This window comes from Staphylococcus sp. 11262D007BW, assembly GCF_053547815.1.
On the sequence record NZ_JBPWPJ010000001.1, the window covers coordinates 593,816 to 609,710 of the forward strand.

The window sequence follows — 15,895 nt, forward strand, 5'->3', positions numbered from 1 at the left end:
TATTATTTTTGAATGTACACTGGTGTATTAAAGTCATTTTGAGTTGTATGTGTAATACAATTATAAAGATGTGTGGCTTTAATCTCGTTTTTAAATAAGTGTGCATTTTTTTGATTCACATTAGTGATATATTGACGGTCAGGATGGTTTTGTTTTAACTGTTTCAGATAGTGTTGCCCCGTAGATGTCATAGCAAGAATGCGCACGCCATTAATCGTTTTATGCACATCTTCTTTATGCATATTTAACAAAATATTCATGAGTACACGTTGAATATGTGTATAGGTGTACCGCTTTGTTTTAAGAGCTTGCATGAATGTATCATAATTATGAACAGATGGTAATATTTTTTTAATTCGGTGTTCTAAGCCTTCTTGTATGGTATAAATGGATTTAAGTGATTCTGTCGAATTTTGATGAATGGTGAATCGTAAAAAATCAAATACACGTTCAACATCGGTAAAGGGCTGACGATACAATTCTAATTGGTCGCTCGGCACGTAGTACTGCCAATCTTGTTGATGGTTAAAAATACTATTTCGAATCGCAGACCCACTTGCGTACCTTTGATGTGTCAATTCATCTTGATGATGCCTTGTATGTAAACGTGAAATCGTATAGGGTTGAATAGGTGATTGTAACTGAATGAGCTGTTTTAAGTAACTAATACCAAGTGTATTATTTGGTTCTTTTAAAAGTGGTTCGTTCGTCTGTTCATACACGATTCGGGCATAACTTTTACCTTCTTTAAGATACTGTTTGAAAGTAGGGCTTTGTTCAATGTCTAACAACTGTTGTGCTACACGTTGTAGTGCTTCAATGTCGCCGGATTCGCTACCGAAACATAAGCTATCGGCATCCATGTAATCTGCAACTTTAATGCCCATTTCAGCAAAGATATCACTTGAAGATAATGAACCAACTAGGGGTAACTCAACAACCAAATCAACACCAGCTAACGCCATTTGAGCTCGCTGAAATTTATTAAACATTGCTAATTCGCCACGCATCATAAATTGACCGCTCATTATAGCAATGACGATATCTGATTGGGTTTCAATTTTAGATTGGCGTGCATGGTACAAGTGACCATTATGGAAAGGATTATACTCCGTGATTAATGCAACACTTTTCATTTGCAATCTGTCCTTTCGTAATTCATTATGAGTATTGTAACAGAAGATAAGATGTTAAGAAAAAATCTTGACAACTTTCACATCAAAAGTTAAAATAAATTTTGTGCTTGTTAGAGGTGAAGCCATATGAAATGGTCAATAACACAATTAAGAAAATATCAAGGACAACCTTTTAAATTTAATCAAACACTTGATTTTAGTTCACTCGTTCAAACGCTTGATCTTATCGATATATCACCAGTGATAGCGGAAGGTGAATTAAATGTTAAAGCAAGTGAGGTTGTAGCTCATTTACACTTGAAAGGAACATTTACTATGCCTTGTGCACGTACACTTGTTCCAGTCGAAGTGCCATTTGATACTACAACAACAGAAGTGTTTGATTTAGATGGTTTATACGAAGATGAGGAAGATGAACATTATCACCTTGCAACAGATGGTGTGATTAATCTTCGTGATATTGCTGAAGAGGTAGTCATGCTTGAAAAACCGATGCGCGTAGTTGCAGATGATAGTGATGATATGTTAACTGGCGGTCGAGGTTGGCAAGTTATTGACGAAGAGGATTTGGATAATGACTCATCTCAAGATAAATCAGAAAAGAAAGTCGATCCAAGGCTTCAAAAATTACAACAATTATACGATGATAATGATAACACACGCACATAGCGGTGGAATCGAATAAAAGGGAGGATATATCATGGCAGTACCAAAAAGAAGAACTTCTAAAACTAGAAAAAACAAACGCCGTACACACTTCAAATTAGCAGTACCAGGCATGCAAGAATGCCCAAACTGTGGTGAGTACAAATTAGCACACCGTGTATGCCCAAGCTGTGGTTCATACAAAGGTGAAGAAGTCGTTTCTAAATAAGTTAGCATAATAGCATAATGATTCAAAATCGTTTTGACCTCTCATCTTGTGAAGTTAAAACGATTTTTTTATAGCTATTTCCTTTAACAATGAGTCAAAAATCTTGAGATGGTTAAAAATGGGGGCGTCTATGGAACACATTACATCAGTTCAAAATCCTAAAATTAAACATTATCAAAAGTTAAAGAAAAAACGTGTAAGAGATCAGTTTCAACAAGCGATAATTGAAGGGTTTCATTTAATTGAAGAAGCGGTCGCTAGTCACATCGTCATTGACCAATTATTTATGGTGGAACCAGACCGTGTGAGTCCGAATCTTCAAGAAGCGGCTAATACATGTTATCACATAAATCAAAAAGTAGCGGAAGTTTTATCAGGAACAGTTACACCTCAAGGTATTTTTGCTATTATCCAAAAGCCTGAAGTCAATCAAGTTGTTGATAATCGCGTCCTAATTCTAGATCGTGTACAAGATCCGGGGAATTTAGGAACATTAATTCGGACGGCTGATGCTGCAGGCATGGATTTAGTTGTCCTAGCTAAAGGGACCGCTGATATTTATCAAGATAAAGTGATGCGCGCAAGTCAAGGCAGTGTTTTCCATGTACCAACCATTCAAGTTGATACACTGTCAGATTATCTTGAACAATTTGACGCGCCAATCTATGGCTCAGCCTTAACCGATGCTATACCTTATCATCAAGTTCAAGCAGGACAAGACCGTTTTGCGTTGATTTTAGGTAACGAAGGTGAGGGCATTGACCCAAACATACTTGAAAGCACGACACAAAATTTAACCATTCCAATTTATGGTCAAGCAGAGAGTTTAAATGTAGCGATTGCTGCGGGTATTTTAATGTTTCATCTTAGAGGTTGATTGTTTAAGGTAAGCCGTATATAATAGCAGTATTAACAGTTTCATATAAGCATACAAAAAGACGTAAACTATTATTGGAGTTGTATTAGGGAAGTTTTGTATTAACTGAAAACAAAACTCAACTTACATAGTTTTTTTCACTTTTATTGCTACTTAAAGAGATTTAAGTCGGATTTATAACCGTTATCAATATAGATTCAGAGTGTACGTATGATACGTAAAACTGGGTGGTACCACGGAAAAAGACTTCGTCCCATGTTCAATTAGGGGATGAAGTCTTTTTTTATGATAACGATTTTGAATGACGATTACTTTTATTATTACCTTTTAAGAGGAGGAATTGAGATGGCTCAAAATGAAGAAATGTCGACAATTAAGCAACAAGCTTTAATTGATATTAATGAAGCCGATACTGAAAAAGCATTACAAGATGTGAAAGTAAAATATTTAGGAAAAAAAGGCCAAGTGACAGGCTTGATGAAACATATGAAAGACCTGCCAAAAGAAGAAAAGCCTGCATATGGTCAACAAGTTAACGAGGTCAGACAAGCCATTGAAAAAGAAATCAATGAAAGACAAGCCATTTTAGCAGAAGAAAGCTTAAATCGACAATTAGCAGAAGAATCTATTGACGTCACATTACCAGCGCGTCAAATTAAAAATGGTGCCAAACATCCGTTAACACGAACAATAGAAGAAATTGAAGATTTATTCTTAGGATTAGGTTATGAAATCGTGACAGGTTATGAAGTTGAAAAAGATTATTATAACTTTGAAGCCCTTAACCTACCTAAATCTCACCCAGCACGTGATATGCAAGACAGTTTTTATATTTCTGAAGAAACATTATTACGTACGCACACATCTCCAGTTCAAGCACGTACTTTAGAAAAAAGAAATGGTCAAGGACCTGTTAAAATCATTTGTCCTGGTAAAGTGTATAGACGTGATTCAGATGACGCCACACATAGTCATCAGTTTACACAAATTGAAGGTTTAGTTGTTGATGAAAATATCAAAATGAGCGATTTAAAAGGGACACTAGAGTTACTAGCGAAGTCTTTATTTGGTGAGGATCGTGAAATTCGTTTACGTCCAAGCTACTTCCCATTTACTGAACCATCTGTCGAAGTAGACGTTTCATGCTTTAAGTGTAAAGGTGAAGGTTGTAATGTATGTAAACAATCAGGGTGGATTGAAATTCTAGGTGCTGGTATGGTACATCCAAATGTATTGGAAATGGCTGGTTTTGATTCTAATCAATATTCGGGCTTTGCATTTGGAATGGGACCAGATCGTATCGCGATGTTAAAGTATGGAATTGAAGATATTCGTCATTTCTATACAAATGATGTTCGATTTTTAGATCAATTTAAAGCAGTGGAAGACAGAGGTGAAGATCATGCTAATATCTAAAGAATGGTTAGAAGATTACGTAGACATCAATGATTTATCGATTGAAACGTTAGCTGAACGTATTACACGCACAGGTATTGAAGTAGATGATATTAAAGATTTAACTCAAAATATCAGTCATTTAGTAGTTGGTTATGTAGAAAGCATTCAAGCACATCCAGATGCTGATAAATTAAATATATGCCAAGTACAAATTGGTGAAGACCAACCTGTACAAATTGTTTGTGGTGCCCCTAATATTGATCAAGGCCAAACAGTCATTGTTGCTAAAGTAGGAGGGCGATTACCAGGTGGTGTAAAAATTAAACGCGCTAAATTACGTGGTGAAACGTCAGAAGGTATGATTTGTTCGCTTCCAGAAATCGGTGTTGCTGCAAATGTTGTACCAAAAGCAGTTGAATCAGGTATTTATCACTTTACACATGCGATTGAACCAGGCACGGATGCGTTAAAAGCACTTTATTTCGATGATCAGTTAATGGAATTTGATTTAACACCAAATCGTGCGGATGCTTTGAGTATGTTAGGAACAGCGTATGAGGTCGCTACTTTATACCAAAAAGAGGTTAAAAAACCGGATGTTACATTAAATGAACAATCTAAAGCATCTAAAGATGAACTATCTGTGACAGTTGAAAATGAAGATAAAGTGCCTTATTACAGTGCACGTGTAGTAAAAAATGTCCAAATTGCGCCATCACCTGAGTGGATGCAAGCAAGATTAATGAAAGCGGGCATTCGTCCAATTAATAACGTGGTCGATATTTCTAATTATGTCTTATTAGAATATGGTCAACCGCTTCATATATTTGATCAAGATCAAATCGGTTCAGATCAAATTGTGGTTCGTCAAGCTAAAGACAACGAAAACATCACGACGCTGGATACACAACAACATGAATTATCTACATCTGATATTGTCATTACAAATGGAGAAAGTCCTATTGCGCTTGCTGGCATTATGGGTGGCGATTTTTCAGAAGTAAAAGAAGGAACACAAAATGTTGTTGTAGAAGGTGCTATATTTGACCCTGTGTCAATTCGTCATACTTCTCGTCGTCACAATTTAAGAAGTGAATCGTCTAGTCGTTTTGAAAAAGGCATTGCTACAGAATTTTTAAATGAAGCCGTCGATCGTGCTTGTCATTTATTAGAAACGCTTGCAAATGGTGATGTTTTAGCGGATCGTGTTGCACAAGGCGATCTTGGTGCATTAGAAACAACCATCGATATCACTGCAGATAAAGTGAATAAAACGGTTGGATTTAACTTGAGTGAAAATGAAATTCGTGATGTATTTGATCAGCTAGGGTTTGAAACAACGTTAGAGGATAATACAATTCATGTTAAAGTACCGTCAAGACGACGCGATATTTCAATTCAAGCTGATTTAATTGAAGAAGTGGCGAGAATTTATGGTTATGATAATATTCCATCTTCTTTACCAGTTTTTGAAGAAGTAACACCAGGTCGTTTAACAGATCGTCAACATAAAACACGTACTGTTAAAGCTGCTTTAGAAGGTGCTGGATTATCTCAAGCGATTACGTACTCATTAGTCGATAAAGAACGCGCAACAGCATTTACTACATCAAATCAAGAAACGGTAAGTATTTTAATGCCGATGAGTGAGTCTTATGCGGTCTTACGTCAAAGTTTATTACCACATTTAATTGATGCGACACAGTATAATGTAGCGCGTAAAAATCAAAATATTGCTTTATATGAGATCGGAAATGTCTTTTTTGGCAAAGGACAGACAGAAGTACCAGAACAAGTCGAGTATTTAAGTGGTATTATGACTGGAGAATATACTGCTAATGCATGGCAAGGTAAAAAAGAAACAGTCGACTTTTATTTAGTCAAAGGTATTGTAGAACGTATCGCTGATAAATTGGCACTTGAATTGGAATATGAAGCAGGTGAAGTCGACGGTTTACATCCTGGTCGTACAGCACATGTACTACTAAATGGAGAACGTATTGGTTTCATTGGAGAATTACATCCTACAGTCGCTAAACAATATGATTTAGCGCGTACGTATGTTTTTGAATTGAACTACGAAAAATTAATGGATGAACAAGTAGTTTATATTAACTATACACCAATTCCAAAATTCCCAGGTGTAGCACGTGATATTGCACTTGTCGTTGATACAGATATCAGTGCGCGTCATTTAATTCAAATTATAAAAGATCATGGTGGCGTGTTATTAAAAGATGCGACAGTATTTGATGTCTATGAAGGGGCTCATATGGAAAGCGGCAAAAAATCAGTTGCGATTCATTTAGAGTATTTAGATACAGAAAACACATTGACTGAAGATAAAGTAGCCAATGTACATGAACAAATTCTTGAAGCACTTGAAAAAGAAGGCGCGTCATTAAGAGGTTAAAATAGTATTAAAAGGCTGAGACACTGGCGGTTCGGAACATATACCGAACATCGCGCTATTTGTCTCAGCCTTTAAATTGTTATTAGTGTTTTCGTTTTTGGTTGATAAGATTTAATGCTTTGTTTCTATTACCGAAATGTTTTTTTGTGACTTCATCTAATGTTTGAATATCATATTGTTCAATCAATTTTGCTGCAGCTAAATCAACCTTATGACTTGCACCCTTTGGAATAGTAAGGTGAAAGCGGTGAGATAATTGCTCCATATGTTTAACGAAGGCATATCTTGAAATGATACTTGCAGCTGCTATGGCTAAAGATTTGGATTCTCCTTTAGTTTCATAACGTGTTTGTTTAGAAAGTGGAATTTCACCTAATGCATAACGTTGATATACTTTTGGTTCGGCAAATTGGTCAATCACAATATAATCTAATTCTGATGTATCTATTTTTTGTAAAACATTTTTAATGCATTCGTTATGCAACACGGCTTTCATTTTGACTTGTGACCATCCGGCTTCGTGTCGATCATTATACTTAGGATTATTCAACACAAGTAATGAATGCGGAAGAAAAGTGACAAGTTGTTCAGCCAATGTCACAATCTTTTCGTCAGTCAAACGTTTGGAGTCATCTACACCAAGCGTTTTTAAAATTTCGACATGTGGTTGGGATACATAACAGGCACACACTGTTAGTGGCCCAAAGTAGTCACCACTACCCGCTTCATCACTTCCGATACAGTGATATTGGTTATAAGATGGCGCTGTACTTTTCGTGGAAGGTTGAGAGGCGTTCGAAGTGACGGTTGTCCCTAATAACTGAGCGGCTACAGTTTCTGCATTATTACCTTGAAACATTACTTTACGAGAATTATAAATTGTAATGGTAGTTTGTTGGTATTTAGCTTTAGAACGCATACCAGGACCTAATCGAGTGGTTTCTATTGGAAGTTTTGCTTCTAAATGTTGAATTTCATTTTCACTTAATTGTTTAACGACGTTGGTCATCATAAAACCTCTTTCAATATTTTTCTTATAAAGATTAACATACTTATAAGGTCTTTTAGAAGTTGAAATGAATGATACACAAAATTATCTAACTCGTGTATAATAAGTCATGATAAAAATTATAAATAAAGGCTAGGTGAGTCAAATGGGTGAGTTTAAAAATCGAATTAATGTGACGATTAATGATCAAAATTATACGATCGTTGGGGAAGATGACCCAGAGCATATCCGTTATGTTGCTGACTTAGTCGATCGTAAAATTACCGATTTAGGTCGGCGTAATGCGGGATTAGATTCAGTACGTAAATCTGTGTTAACAGCAGTGAACGTGATGCATGAACTTGTACTTCTTGAAGAAGAGAATGCACGTTTAAGAGAAGAAATTCAGCGACTGAAATATAAGGGAGAATAATGTGTATGTTTTAATCGGCATTGTCGTTATTGTCATTTGGTTGATTTTAGGCTTTCATAAGGGGATTTGGTTGTCTTTATTGCACTTGATAGGTACATTGTTTTCTATCATTATAGCACATCAACTCTATCTACCGCTTAGTCAATATCTCAGTTTATTTATACCTTTTCCAAAAACAGTTGCTTTTGAAACAGATTATGCGATAGCCTTTGAAGACCCAGAGCAAGCATTCATACGTTTAGTGAGTTTTATAATCGTGTTACTTATGACTCATTTATGTGTGTCTTTAGTTTGGCGTAGTGTATCTCCCTTATTGAAAGACTCAAATCACTCTATTGTGTCTCGATGGTTAGGCGTCGTATGTAGTGGCGTGATGGGCGTCATAGTATTGCATTTCTTATTTCATACATTTGCATTGTATCCAAATACCTTGCTACAATCTGGACTAAAGGCGAGTTCGTTTGGACAATGGTTTATCCTTCATGTTCCCGTACTATCTGATTTAACTTTGAATTTATAAATATAAAATGTATGGAAGTTGAAACGTAAGTGTGAGACGTACGTTTCACCTTCTTTTTTATTGAGGTGACCAATATGAGTAAAAAAGATGTGATTCGATTATTAGAAGATATTGCAACGTATATGGAATTAAAAAGCGAAAATGCCTTTAAAGTTTCTGCTTATCGAAAAGCTGCACAAAGTTTAGAAACTGATGAGCGTACAATGGAAGAGATTGATGACGTAACGCAATTAAAAAATATTGGAAAAGGTGTAGGAGAGGTTATCAACACGTATCTTGAAACGGGAGACTCACCTACATTAGATGCATTAAAAGAAGAAGTGCCAAGTGGGTTAATACCTCTACTTAAAATAAAAGGGCTTGGTAGTAAACGTATCGCAAAATTATACAAAACATTAAATATTAAAGATAAGGATTCGTTTCAAAAAGCCTGTGAGCAAGGGAAAATTAGTCAATTAGATGGTTTTGGAAAAAAGACGGAGCAAAACTATTTAGAAGCGGTGAAAGCACTTGGTGCGAAAAAAGAGCGCTATCCTATTGATACAATGATTGGACTAAATCAGGAAATCGAGAACTATTTAAAAGAGATTTCTGAGATTGAACGTTTTGAAGTGGCAGGCAGTTTTCGTCGAATGAAAGAGATGAGTAAAGACTTAGATTTTATTATGAGTACGACACAACCTTCAAAGGTACAAAAACAATTACTTGATTTACCAATTAAAGAAAAAGAAGTAGCTGTGGGTGACACCAAAGTTTCATTAGAAGTGGCTTATGATGATGAAACTATTGGCGTTGATTTTAGAATTGTAGAACCTGAAGCTTTTTATCATACACTTCAACATTTTACAGGTTCCAAAGAACACAACGTACGCATTCGTCAAATTGCTAAAGAGACCGATGAAAAAGTAAGTGAATACGGGATTGAACAACCGGATGGTACAGTATTACAATTGGATAGTGAAAAAGCAATTTATGAACATTTTAATGTGTCATGGATTGAACCAAGCATGCGTGAAGATGGTTCAGAGTTTGATAAATCATTATCTGATATTATCACGTTAGATGATATCCGTGGAGATATTCATATGCATACGACGGCGAGTGACGGTGCTTTAAACTTACGCCAAATGGTAGAAGCTAATATTCAAAAAGGTTATGAATTCATGTGCATCACAGATCACTCAAAAAGTTTGCGTGTGGCAAATGGTTTATCCGTGGATCGTTTGTTGAAGCAAAATGAAGATATTAAAGCTTTAAACAAAGAATATAAAGAAATTGATATCTATTCAGGCACAGAAATGGATATTTTATCTGATGGTAGCCTAGATTATGAGGATGATGTTTTAGCTCAATTGGATTATGTTATAGCAGCCATTCACCAAAACTTTGGCCAAACAGAAGACGAAATTATGCATAGACTTGAAAGCGCATGTCACAATCCATACGTTCGTCATATCGCACATCCTACTGGGCGCATTATTGGAAGAAGAGAAGGATACCGTGTCAATGTCGACCGTTTAATTGAAATGTGTCAAAACACAGGTACTGTATTAGAGATTAACGCAAATCCAAAACGACTAGATTTAAATGCTTCTGTTTTACGTGCACATCCAAACTTAAAATTAACCATTAATACCGATGCACACCACGATACACACCTTGATTTTATGAAATACGGTGTTGCGACAGCACAAAAGGGATTTGTGCGTAAATCTCAAGTGATTAACACAATGACGCGCAAGGCGTTTCAACAATTTATAAATAGCGAAAAACAACCCAATTAGAAAATGAGGGATTGGATGAAACAGAAAACGTTAGATGTATTAGAATTTAATAAAATTAAAGCACTTTTAAAAAAAGAAGTCATCAGTGATTTAGCAGAACAAAAAGTAAACGATCTTACACCAGTCGTTGATTTTGATACAGTGGTTCATCAGATTGATGAATTAGATGAACTTTATCAAATTTATAATCAATATCGATTACCAAGTTTAAGCGGATTAACTGCCATTCAGACATATATTAAACGTGCGCAAATAGGGGGTACGCTGAATGTTGTTGAGCTTAATGCGATTAAACAGTTAATTCAAATTCAGAATCAGTTTAAAACATTTTATGCGCAATTAGTGGAAGAAGAGGATGAGGTGCGTTTTCCAATTTTAGATGAACGTATGCACTCGCTTCCTGTTTTAACGCATTTATATCAATCTATTCATCAAAAATGTGATCAGTTTGATTTATATGACCATGCAAGTCAAGAATTACAAGCTATTCGTAGTCGTATATCAAAAACCAATCAAAAAGTTAAAACCCAGTTAGACCGTATTGTTAAATCAACGAGCAATCAGAAAAAATTGTCTGATTCTATTGTTACCGTAAGAAATGAACGAAACGTTATACCCGTAAAGGCAGAATATCGCCAAGATTTTAATGGTATCGTGCATGATCAGTCTGCTTCAGGCCAAACGTTATATATTGAACCTTCGTCAGTAGTAGAATTAAACAACCAAATTAGTCGCTATCGTAGTGAAGAACAAACAGAACGCAATCGTATTCTTGCAGCGTTAACCGCAGAAGTAGCGGCAGAAGCGGATGCATGTCTTGTTTCAGAAGAAATTATGGGGCATCTTGACTTTTTAATTGCTAAAGCGCGCTATAGCGCAAAAATTAAAGCGACAAAACCAAGCTTTGTAGAAGAACAATCCCTTTACTTACCAAAGGCCTTTCATCCTTTATTAGATCCTGAGACTGTAGTCGCTAATACAATTGAGTTTGATGAAGATATTCAAACGGTAATTATTACTGGTCCAAATACAGGTGGTAAAACAGTCACATTAAAAACATTAGGATTGATTGTCTTAATGGCACAATCCGGACTATTTATCCCCGCTTTAGATGGCAGTCAGTTGAGTGTATTTGAAAATGTTTTTTGTGATATAGGTGATGAACAATCTATTGAACAATCATTATCTACGTTTTCATCACATATGAAAACAATTGTTTCTATACTACAAGAAGCCAATGCGAATAGTCTTATTTTATTTGATGAGTTAGGTGCAGGTACGGACCCAAGCGAAGGGGCGGCCTTAGCTATGAGTATTTTGGATTATGTTCAAGATATTGGTTCCTTAGTTATGGCTACTACGCACTACCCAGAATTGAAAGCGTATAGCTATAATCGTCAAGGTGTGATGAATGCCAGTGTGGAATTTGATGTAGATACTTTAAGCCCAACGTATAAATTACTGATGGGCGTGCCAGGGCGTTCCAATGCATTCGAAATTTCTAAACGCTTAGGACTTCAATTGAAAATTATTAATCATGCTAAATCAATGATCGGTCAAGACGAACAAGAAATTAATGAGATGATTGCTTCGTTAGAACGTAATGCGCAACGAGTAGATGAACAACGGATTGAACTCGACCGGTTAGTAAGAGAAGCGCAAGATTTACATGATACACTGACACATAATTACGAAGCTTATCAAAACTATGAACAACGTCTAATGGATGAAGCGAAAGAAAAGGCGAATCAAAAAGTTAAAGCAGCAACCGATGAAGCGAACGATATCGTTAAAGAATTACGTCAAATGCGCGACCAAAAAGGTGCAGAAGTGAAGGAACATGAGTTAATTGATAAGAAAAAACAACTCGAAGATCAATACGAAGCTAAATCGATTAAACAATCCGTTAAAAAGCAAAAATGGGATGAAATCAAAGCTGGCGATGAAGTTAAAGTCTTGTCATATGGTCAAAAAGGTGAAGTATTAGAACTGCTAGATGATGATGAAGCGGTTGTTCAAATGGGTATTATTAAGATGAAGTTACCTTTAAAAGACTTAGAGAAAAAAGAAAAAACGAAAACAAAACCTAGTAAAATGGTAACGCGTTCAAACCGTTCTCCAATTAAAATGGAATTGGACTTAAGAGGTTATCGTTATGATGAAGCAATGGTGGAACTTGATCAGTATTTAGATCAAGCTGTGCTTAGCAATTACGAAGAAGTGTATATTATTCATGGTAAAGGAACGGGTGCCTTACAAAAAGGAGTACAACAACACTTAAAACGTCATAAAAATATTGCTGAATTTAGAATGGGTACACCTGGAGAAGGTGGTTTTGGTGTTACTGTAGCTAAAATTAAATAGTAAGCAATAACAATGAAATCATGTTCGGGTTCTGTTATAATACTACCAAATTGAATTATTAATATTAAGGAGGCAACTTCCTATGGCTTTAATAGAAGTAACAGATTCAAATTTTGATGAACAAGTAAAAGAAGGCGTAAAATTAGTAGACTTTTGGGCAACTTGGTGTGGCCCTTGTAAAATGATTGCACCAGTACTTGAAGATTTAGCAGAAGAATATGATGGTAAAGCAGATATTTTAAAATTAGATGTTGACCAAAACCAAGCTACTGCTGCAAAATATGAAGTGATGAGTATTCCAACATTAATCGTATTTAAAGATGGTGAACCTGTCGATAAAGTTGTTGGATTCCAACCAAAAGAAAACTTAGCACAAGTTTTAGACAAACAATTATAATTTACGACTGAATATCATTAAATGATCGATAGGGCTGGGACATCAACATGTCTCGGCCCTATTGATGTTGAAGGATAATGGATGTAAGTCAAAAGTTGCCATTAAATTTGTATCAAAGTAGGTGAAACAGTGGAAGATGTGAAGGCAAATATACGACAAAAGCTCGCAGTATTGCCTATGGAGCCAGGATGTTATTTGATGAAAGATAGGCAGGATCAAGTTATTTATGTAGGAAAGGCGAAAAAATTAAGAAATCGTGTACGTTCTTATTTCACAGGTGCCCATGATACAAAAACGACACGATTAGTGCGAGAAATAGTGGATTTTGAATATATTGTCACAACGGATGAAACAGAGTCGCTCTTGTTGGAATTAAACCTGATTAAAAAATATCAACCGAGATACAATATTTTATTAAAAGATGACAAAAGTTATCCCTTTATCAAAATCACGAATGAGCGTCACCCTAAACTAGTGGTCACAAGAACGGTGAAAAAGGGAAGCGGAAAGTATTTTGGGCCTTATCCAAATGCGTATTCTGCACATGAAACAAAGAAATTGTTAGATCGCATTTATCCATTTCGAAAATGCGATAACATGCCAGATCGATTATGTTTATATTATCATATTGGTCAGTGCTTAGGACCATGTGTTTATCATGTCGATAAGTCGGAATATGACAGAATGACTAGAGAAATTTCAAACTTTCTAAATGGAGAGGACAAAACCATTTTGCATCAATTAGAAACACGTATGCAAAATGCCAGTGAAAATTTAGAATTTGAACAAGCAAAAGAATATAGAGATTTAATTGATCACATTCATAATTTAACGAAGAAGCAAAAGATTATGTCAGCAGATCAAACTGTACGAGATGTCTTTGGTTACAGTGTTCATAAAGGATGGATGTGTATCCAAGTCTTTTTTGTGCGCCAAGGTAATTTAATAGAAAGAGAAGCAACAATGTTTCCTTTACAACAAACGCCAGAGGAAGAGTTTTATACTTTTATTGGTCAATTTTACCAACTCAATCAACATTTTCTACCTAAAGAGGTGCATGTTCCGAAGAATTTAGATAAAGATATTGTTGCTTCAGTTGTGGATACCACAATTGTGACACCCCAACGAGGCCAAAAAAAGCAATTAATTGATATGGCTATCAAGAATGCAAGAATCGCATTAGAAAATAAATTTGAAATGATTGCGCGAGATGAATCTCGAACAATTAAAGCAATTGAACAATTGGGCGATGCGATGGGCATTCAAACACCAATTCGTATTGAAGCCTTTGATAACTCTAATATTCAAGGGGTAGACCCGGTCTCAGCAATGGTTTCGTTTGTAGATGGCAAACCTGATAAAAAAAATTACAGAAAATATAAAATTAAAACCGTAGAAGGTCCTGATGATTATAAATCAATGCAAGAAGCTGTAAGACGTCGTTATACACGTGTATTAAATGAAGGTCTGCCATTACCAGATTTAATTATTGTTGATGGTGGCAAAGGACATATGTCGAGTGTCTTTGATGTACTAGAAAATGAATTAGGCTTAGATATTCCAGTAGCAGGGCTTGCTAAAAATGACAAACACCAAACTTCGGAATTATTATATGGAAAAGATGCACAAATTATTCCGTTGAAGAAAAATAGCCAAGCTTTTTACCTACTTCAAAGAATTCAAGATGAAGTCCATCGATTTGCGATCACGTTCCATCGTCAAACACGTGCTAAATCTGGTATGCGATCTGTACTTGATCAAGTAGAAGGCATTGGTCCAAAACGTAAAACGAAACTGTTACGGACATTTGGGTCTATTAAAAAAATGAAAGAAGCTGAAATTAAAGACTTTACGGCGATTGGGCTACCAGAAAAAACAGCTCAAAACTTAGCAGAAGCCCTAAATGACACAAAAAAGTGAACAAATTTTGTATGAGAATCATTCTCATACCCAAATTTGTCACATTTAGTGTTACAATAGCTATGAGTTGATTTCTTTTTTATCAAGATATGCAAACGTTTTCTACATAGACTAGCAATATAAAGAAATCAAAAATATTTAGTATTACAGGGGGGACTTCCTTTTGGCACAAACTCAGAATCAATTCTACCTTAGACGTTTACATTCATTGCTAGGTGTAATTCCATTAGGTGCATTTTTACTTGTTCACTTAACGGTCAATCATCAAGCAACACAAGGGGTAGAGGCATATAACAAAGCAGCTGGTTTTATGGATTCATTACCATTTTTATATGCACTAGAAATTATCTTGATCTATATACCGATTTTATACCACGCACTTTACGGTATTCATATTGCGTTTACAGCAAAGCATAATATAGGTCATTATTCGTATACGCGTAACTGGTTGTTTTTATTCCAACGTATTTCAGGAATCATTACATTCATCTTTATAATGGTTCACTTATGGCAAACGCGTCTTCAAAAGTTACTTGGTGAAGAAGTTAACTTTGATATGGTACATGACATTGTAAGCAATCCAGCTTGGCTTATATTCTATATTGTTTGTATTATTGCTGTTGTATTCCACTTTGCTAATGGTTTATGGTCATTCTTAGTGACTTGGGGTATTTTACAATCTCCAAAATCACAAAGAGTATTTACTTGGGTATCATTAGTGATTTTCCTTGTGGTTTCTTTCATCGGTGTAAGAGCAATTTTAGCATTCGTATAAGAGTTTAACATTTTAG

At 35.5% G+C, this 15,895-nt stretch carries 14 protein-coding genes; 12 read left to right on the forward strand and 2 right to left on the reverse strand.

The genetic code is table 11. The features are described from left to right. Window positions 1-2: 2 nt before the first annotated feature. Window positions 3-1,136 (reverse strand): nucleotidyltransferase, encoded by a 1,134-nt coding sequence (locus tag ACEE93_RS02940; protein WP_449156102.1) that lies wholly within the window; start codon window positions 1,134-1,136, stop codon window positions 3-5. Between the two features lie 126 nt (window positions 1,137-1,262). Between ACEE93_RS02940 and ACEE93_RS02945 the strand changes: the two genes are divergently transcribed. The 5 genes from ACEE93_RS02945 (at window position 1,263) to pheT (ending at window position 6,698) form a co-directional block, all read left to right on the forward strand. Next, entirely contained in the window at window positions 1,263-1,805 is a 543-nt protein-coding gene (locus ACEE93_RS02945) for a YceD family protein (RefSeq protein WP_449156103.1), read from the forward strand. Between the two features lie 31 nt (window positions 1,806-1,836). Beyond that, a complete protein-coding gene (gene rpmF / locus ACEE93_RS02950; protein ID WP_449156104.1) occupies window positions 1,837-2,010 on the forward strand; it encodes a 50S ribosomal protein L32 in 174 nt (57 codons plus the stop codon). Window positions 2,011-2,140: 130 nt separating this feature from the next. Next, on the forward strand, window positions 2,141-2,887 hold the full coding sequence (locus ACEE93_RS02955) for a TrmH family RNA methyltransferase (protein ID WP_449156127.1): 747 nt from the start codon (window positions 2,141-2,143) through the stop codon (window positions 2,885-2,887). A 345-nt stretch (window positions 2,888-3,232) separates the two neighbouring features. Further along, window positions 3,233-4,303 carry a phenylalanine--tRNA ligase subunit alpha gene (gene pheS, locus ACEE93_RS02960; RefSeq protein ID WP_449156105.1) on the forward strand — a complete coding sequence of 357 codons (1,071 nt, stop codon included), beginning with the start codon at window positions 3,233-3,235 and terminating at the stop codon, window positions 4,301-4,303. After that, the gene (gene pheT, locus ACEE93_RS02965) at window positions 4,290-6,698 is read left to right on the forward strand and encodes a phenylalanine--tRNA ligase subunit beta (protein ID WP_449156384.1); all 2,409 of its coding nucleotides are present in this window, start codon (window positions 4,290-4,292) and stop codon (window positions 6,696-6,698) included. Before pheS ends, pheT begins: the two co-directional genes overlap by 14 nt. A gap of 82 nt (window positions 6,699-6,780) precedes the next feature. Here pheT and rnhC read toward each other — a convergent pair whose 3' ends face one another. Then, complete coding sequence (rnhC, locus tag ACEE93_RS02970; RefSeq protein ID WP_449156107.1) at window positions 6,781-7,707, reverse strand: ribonuclease HIII; 927 nt, start codon at window positions 7,705-7,707, stop codon at window positions 6,781-6,783. A 145-nt stretch (window positions 7,708-7,852) separates the two neighbouring features. On the opposite strand from rnhC, the gene zapA reads away from it, so the two are divergent. The 7 genes from zapA to ACEE93_RS03005 all read left to right on the forward strand — a co-directional run bounded on the left by zapA (window position 7,853) and on the right by ACEE93_RS03005 (window position 15,879). Beyond that, entirely contained in the window at window positions 7,853-8,119 is a 267-nt protein-coding gene (gene zapA / locus ACEE93_RS02975; protein WP_449156108.1) for a cell division protein ZapA, read from the forward strand. 1 nt (window position 8,120) lies between these two features. After that, complete coding sequence (locus ACEE93_RS02980; RefSeq protein WP_449156109.1) at window positions 8,121-8,639, forward strand: CvpA family protein; 519 nt, start codon at window positions 8,121-8,123, stop codon at window positions 8,637-8,639. A gap of 74 nt (window positions 8,640-8,713) precedes the next feature. Beyond that, complete coding sequence (polX, locus tag ACEE93_RS02985; RefSeq protein ID WP_449156110.1) at window positions 8,714-10,423, forward strand: DNA polymerase/3'-5' exonuclease PolX; 1,710 nt, start codon at window positions 8,714-8,716, stop codon at window positions 10,421-10,423. 15 nt (window positions 10,424-10,438) lie between these two features. Next, window positions 10,439-12,787 carry an endonuclease MutS2 gene (locus ACEE93_RS02990; RefSeq protein WP_449156385.1) on the forward strand — a complete coding sequence of 783 codons (2,349 nt, stop codon included), beginning with the start codon at window positions 10,439-10,441 and terminating at the stop codon, window positions 12,785-12,787. An 82-nt stretch (window positions 12,788-12,869) separates the two neighbouring features. Then, on the forward strand, window positions 12,870-13,184 hold the full coding sequence (trxA, locus tag ACEE93_RS02995) for a thioredoxin (protein ID WP_449156112.1): 315 nt from the start codon (window positions 12,870-12,872) through the stop codon (window positions 13,182-13,184). A gap of 129 nt (window positions 13,185-13,313) precedes the next feature. Continuing rightward, window positions 13,314-15,104: an excinuclease ABC subunit UvrC gene (uvrC, locus tag ACEE93_RS03000; protein WP_449156386.1), complete on the forward strand. Its 1,791-nt coding sequence runs from the start codon at window positions 13,314-13,316 to the stop codon at window positions 15,102-15,104. Between the two features lie 163 nt (window positions 15,105-15,267). Then, complete coding sequence (locus tag ACEE93_RS03005) at window positions 15,268-15,879, forward strand: succinate dehydrogenase cytochrome b558 subunit (RefSeq protein ID WP_449156114.1); 612 nt, start codon at window positions 15,268-15,270, stop codon at window positions 15,877-15,879. Window positions 15,880-15,895: the final 16 nt, after the last annotated feature.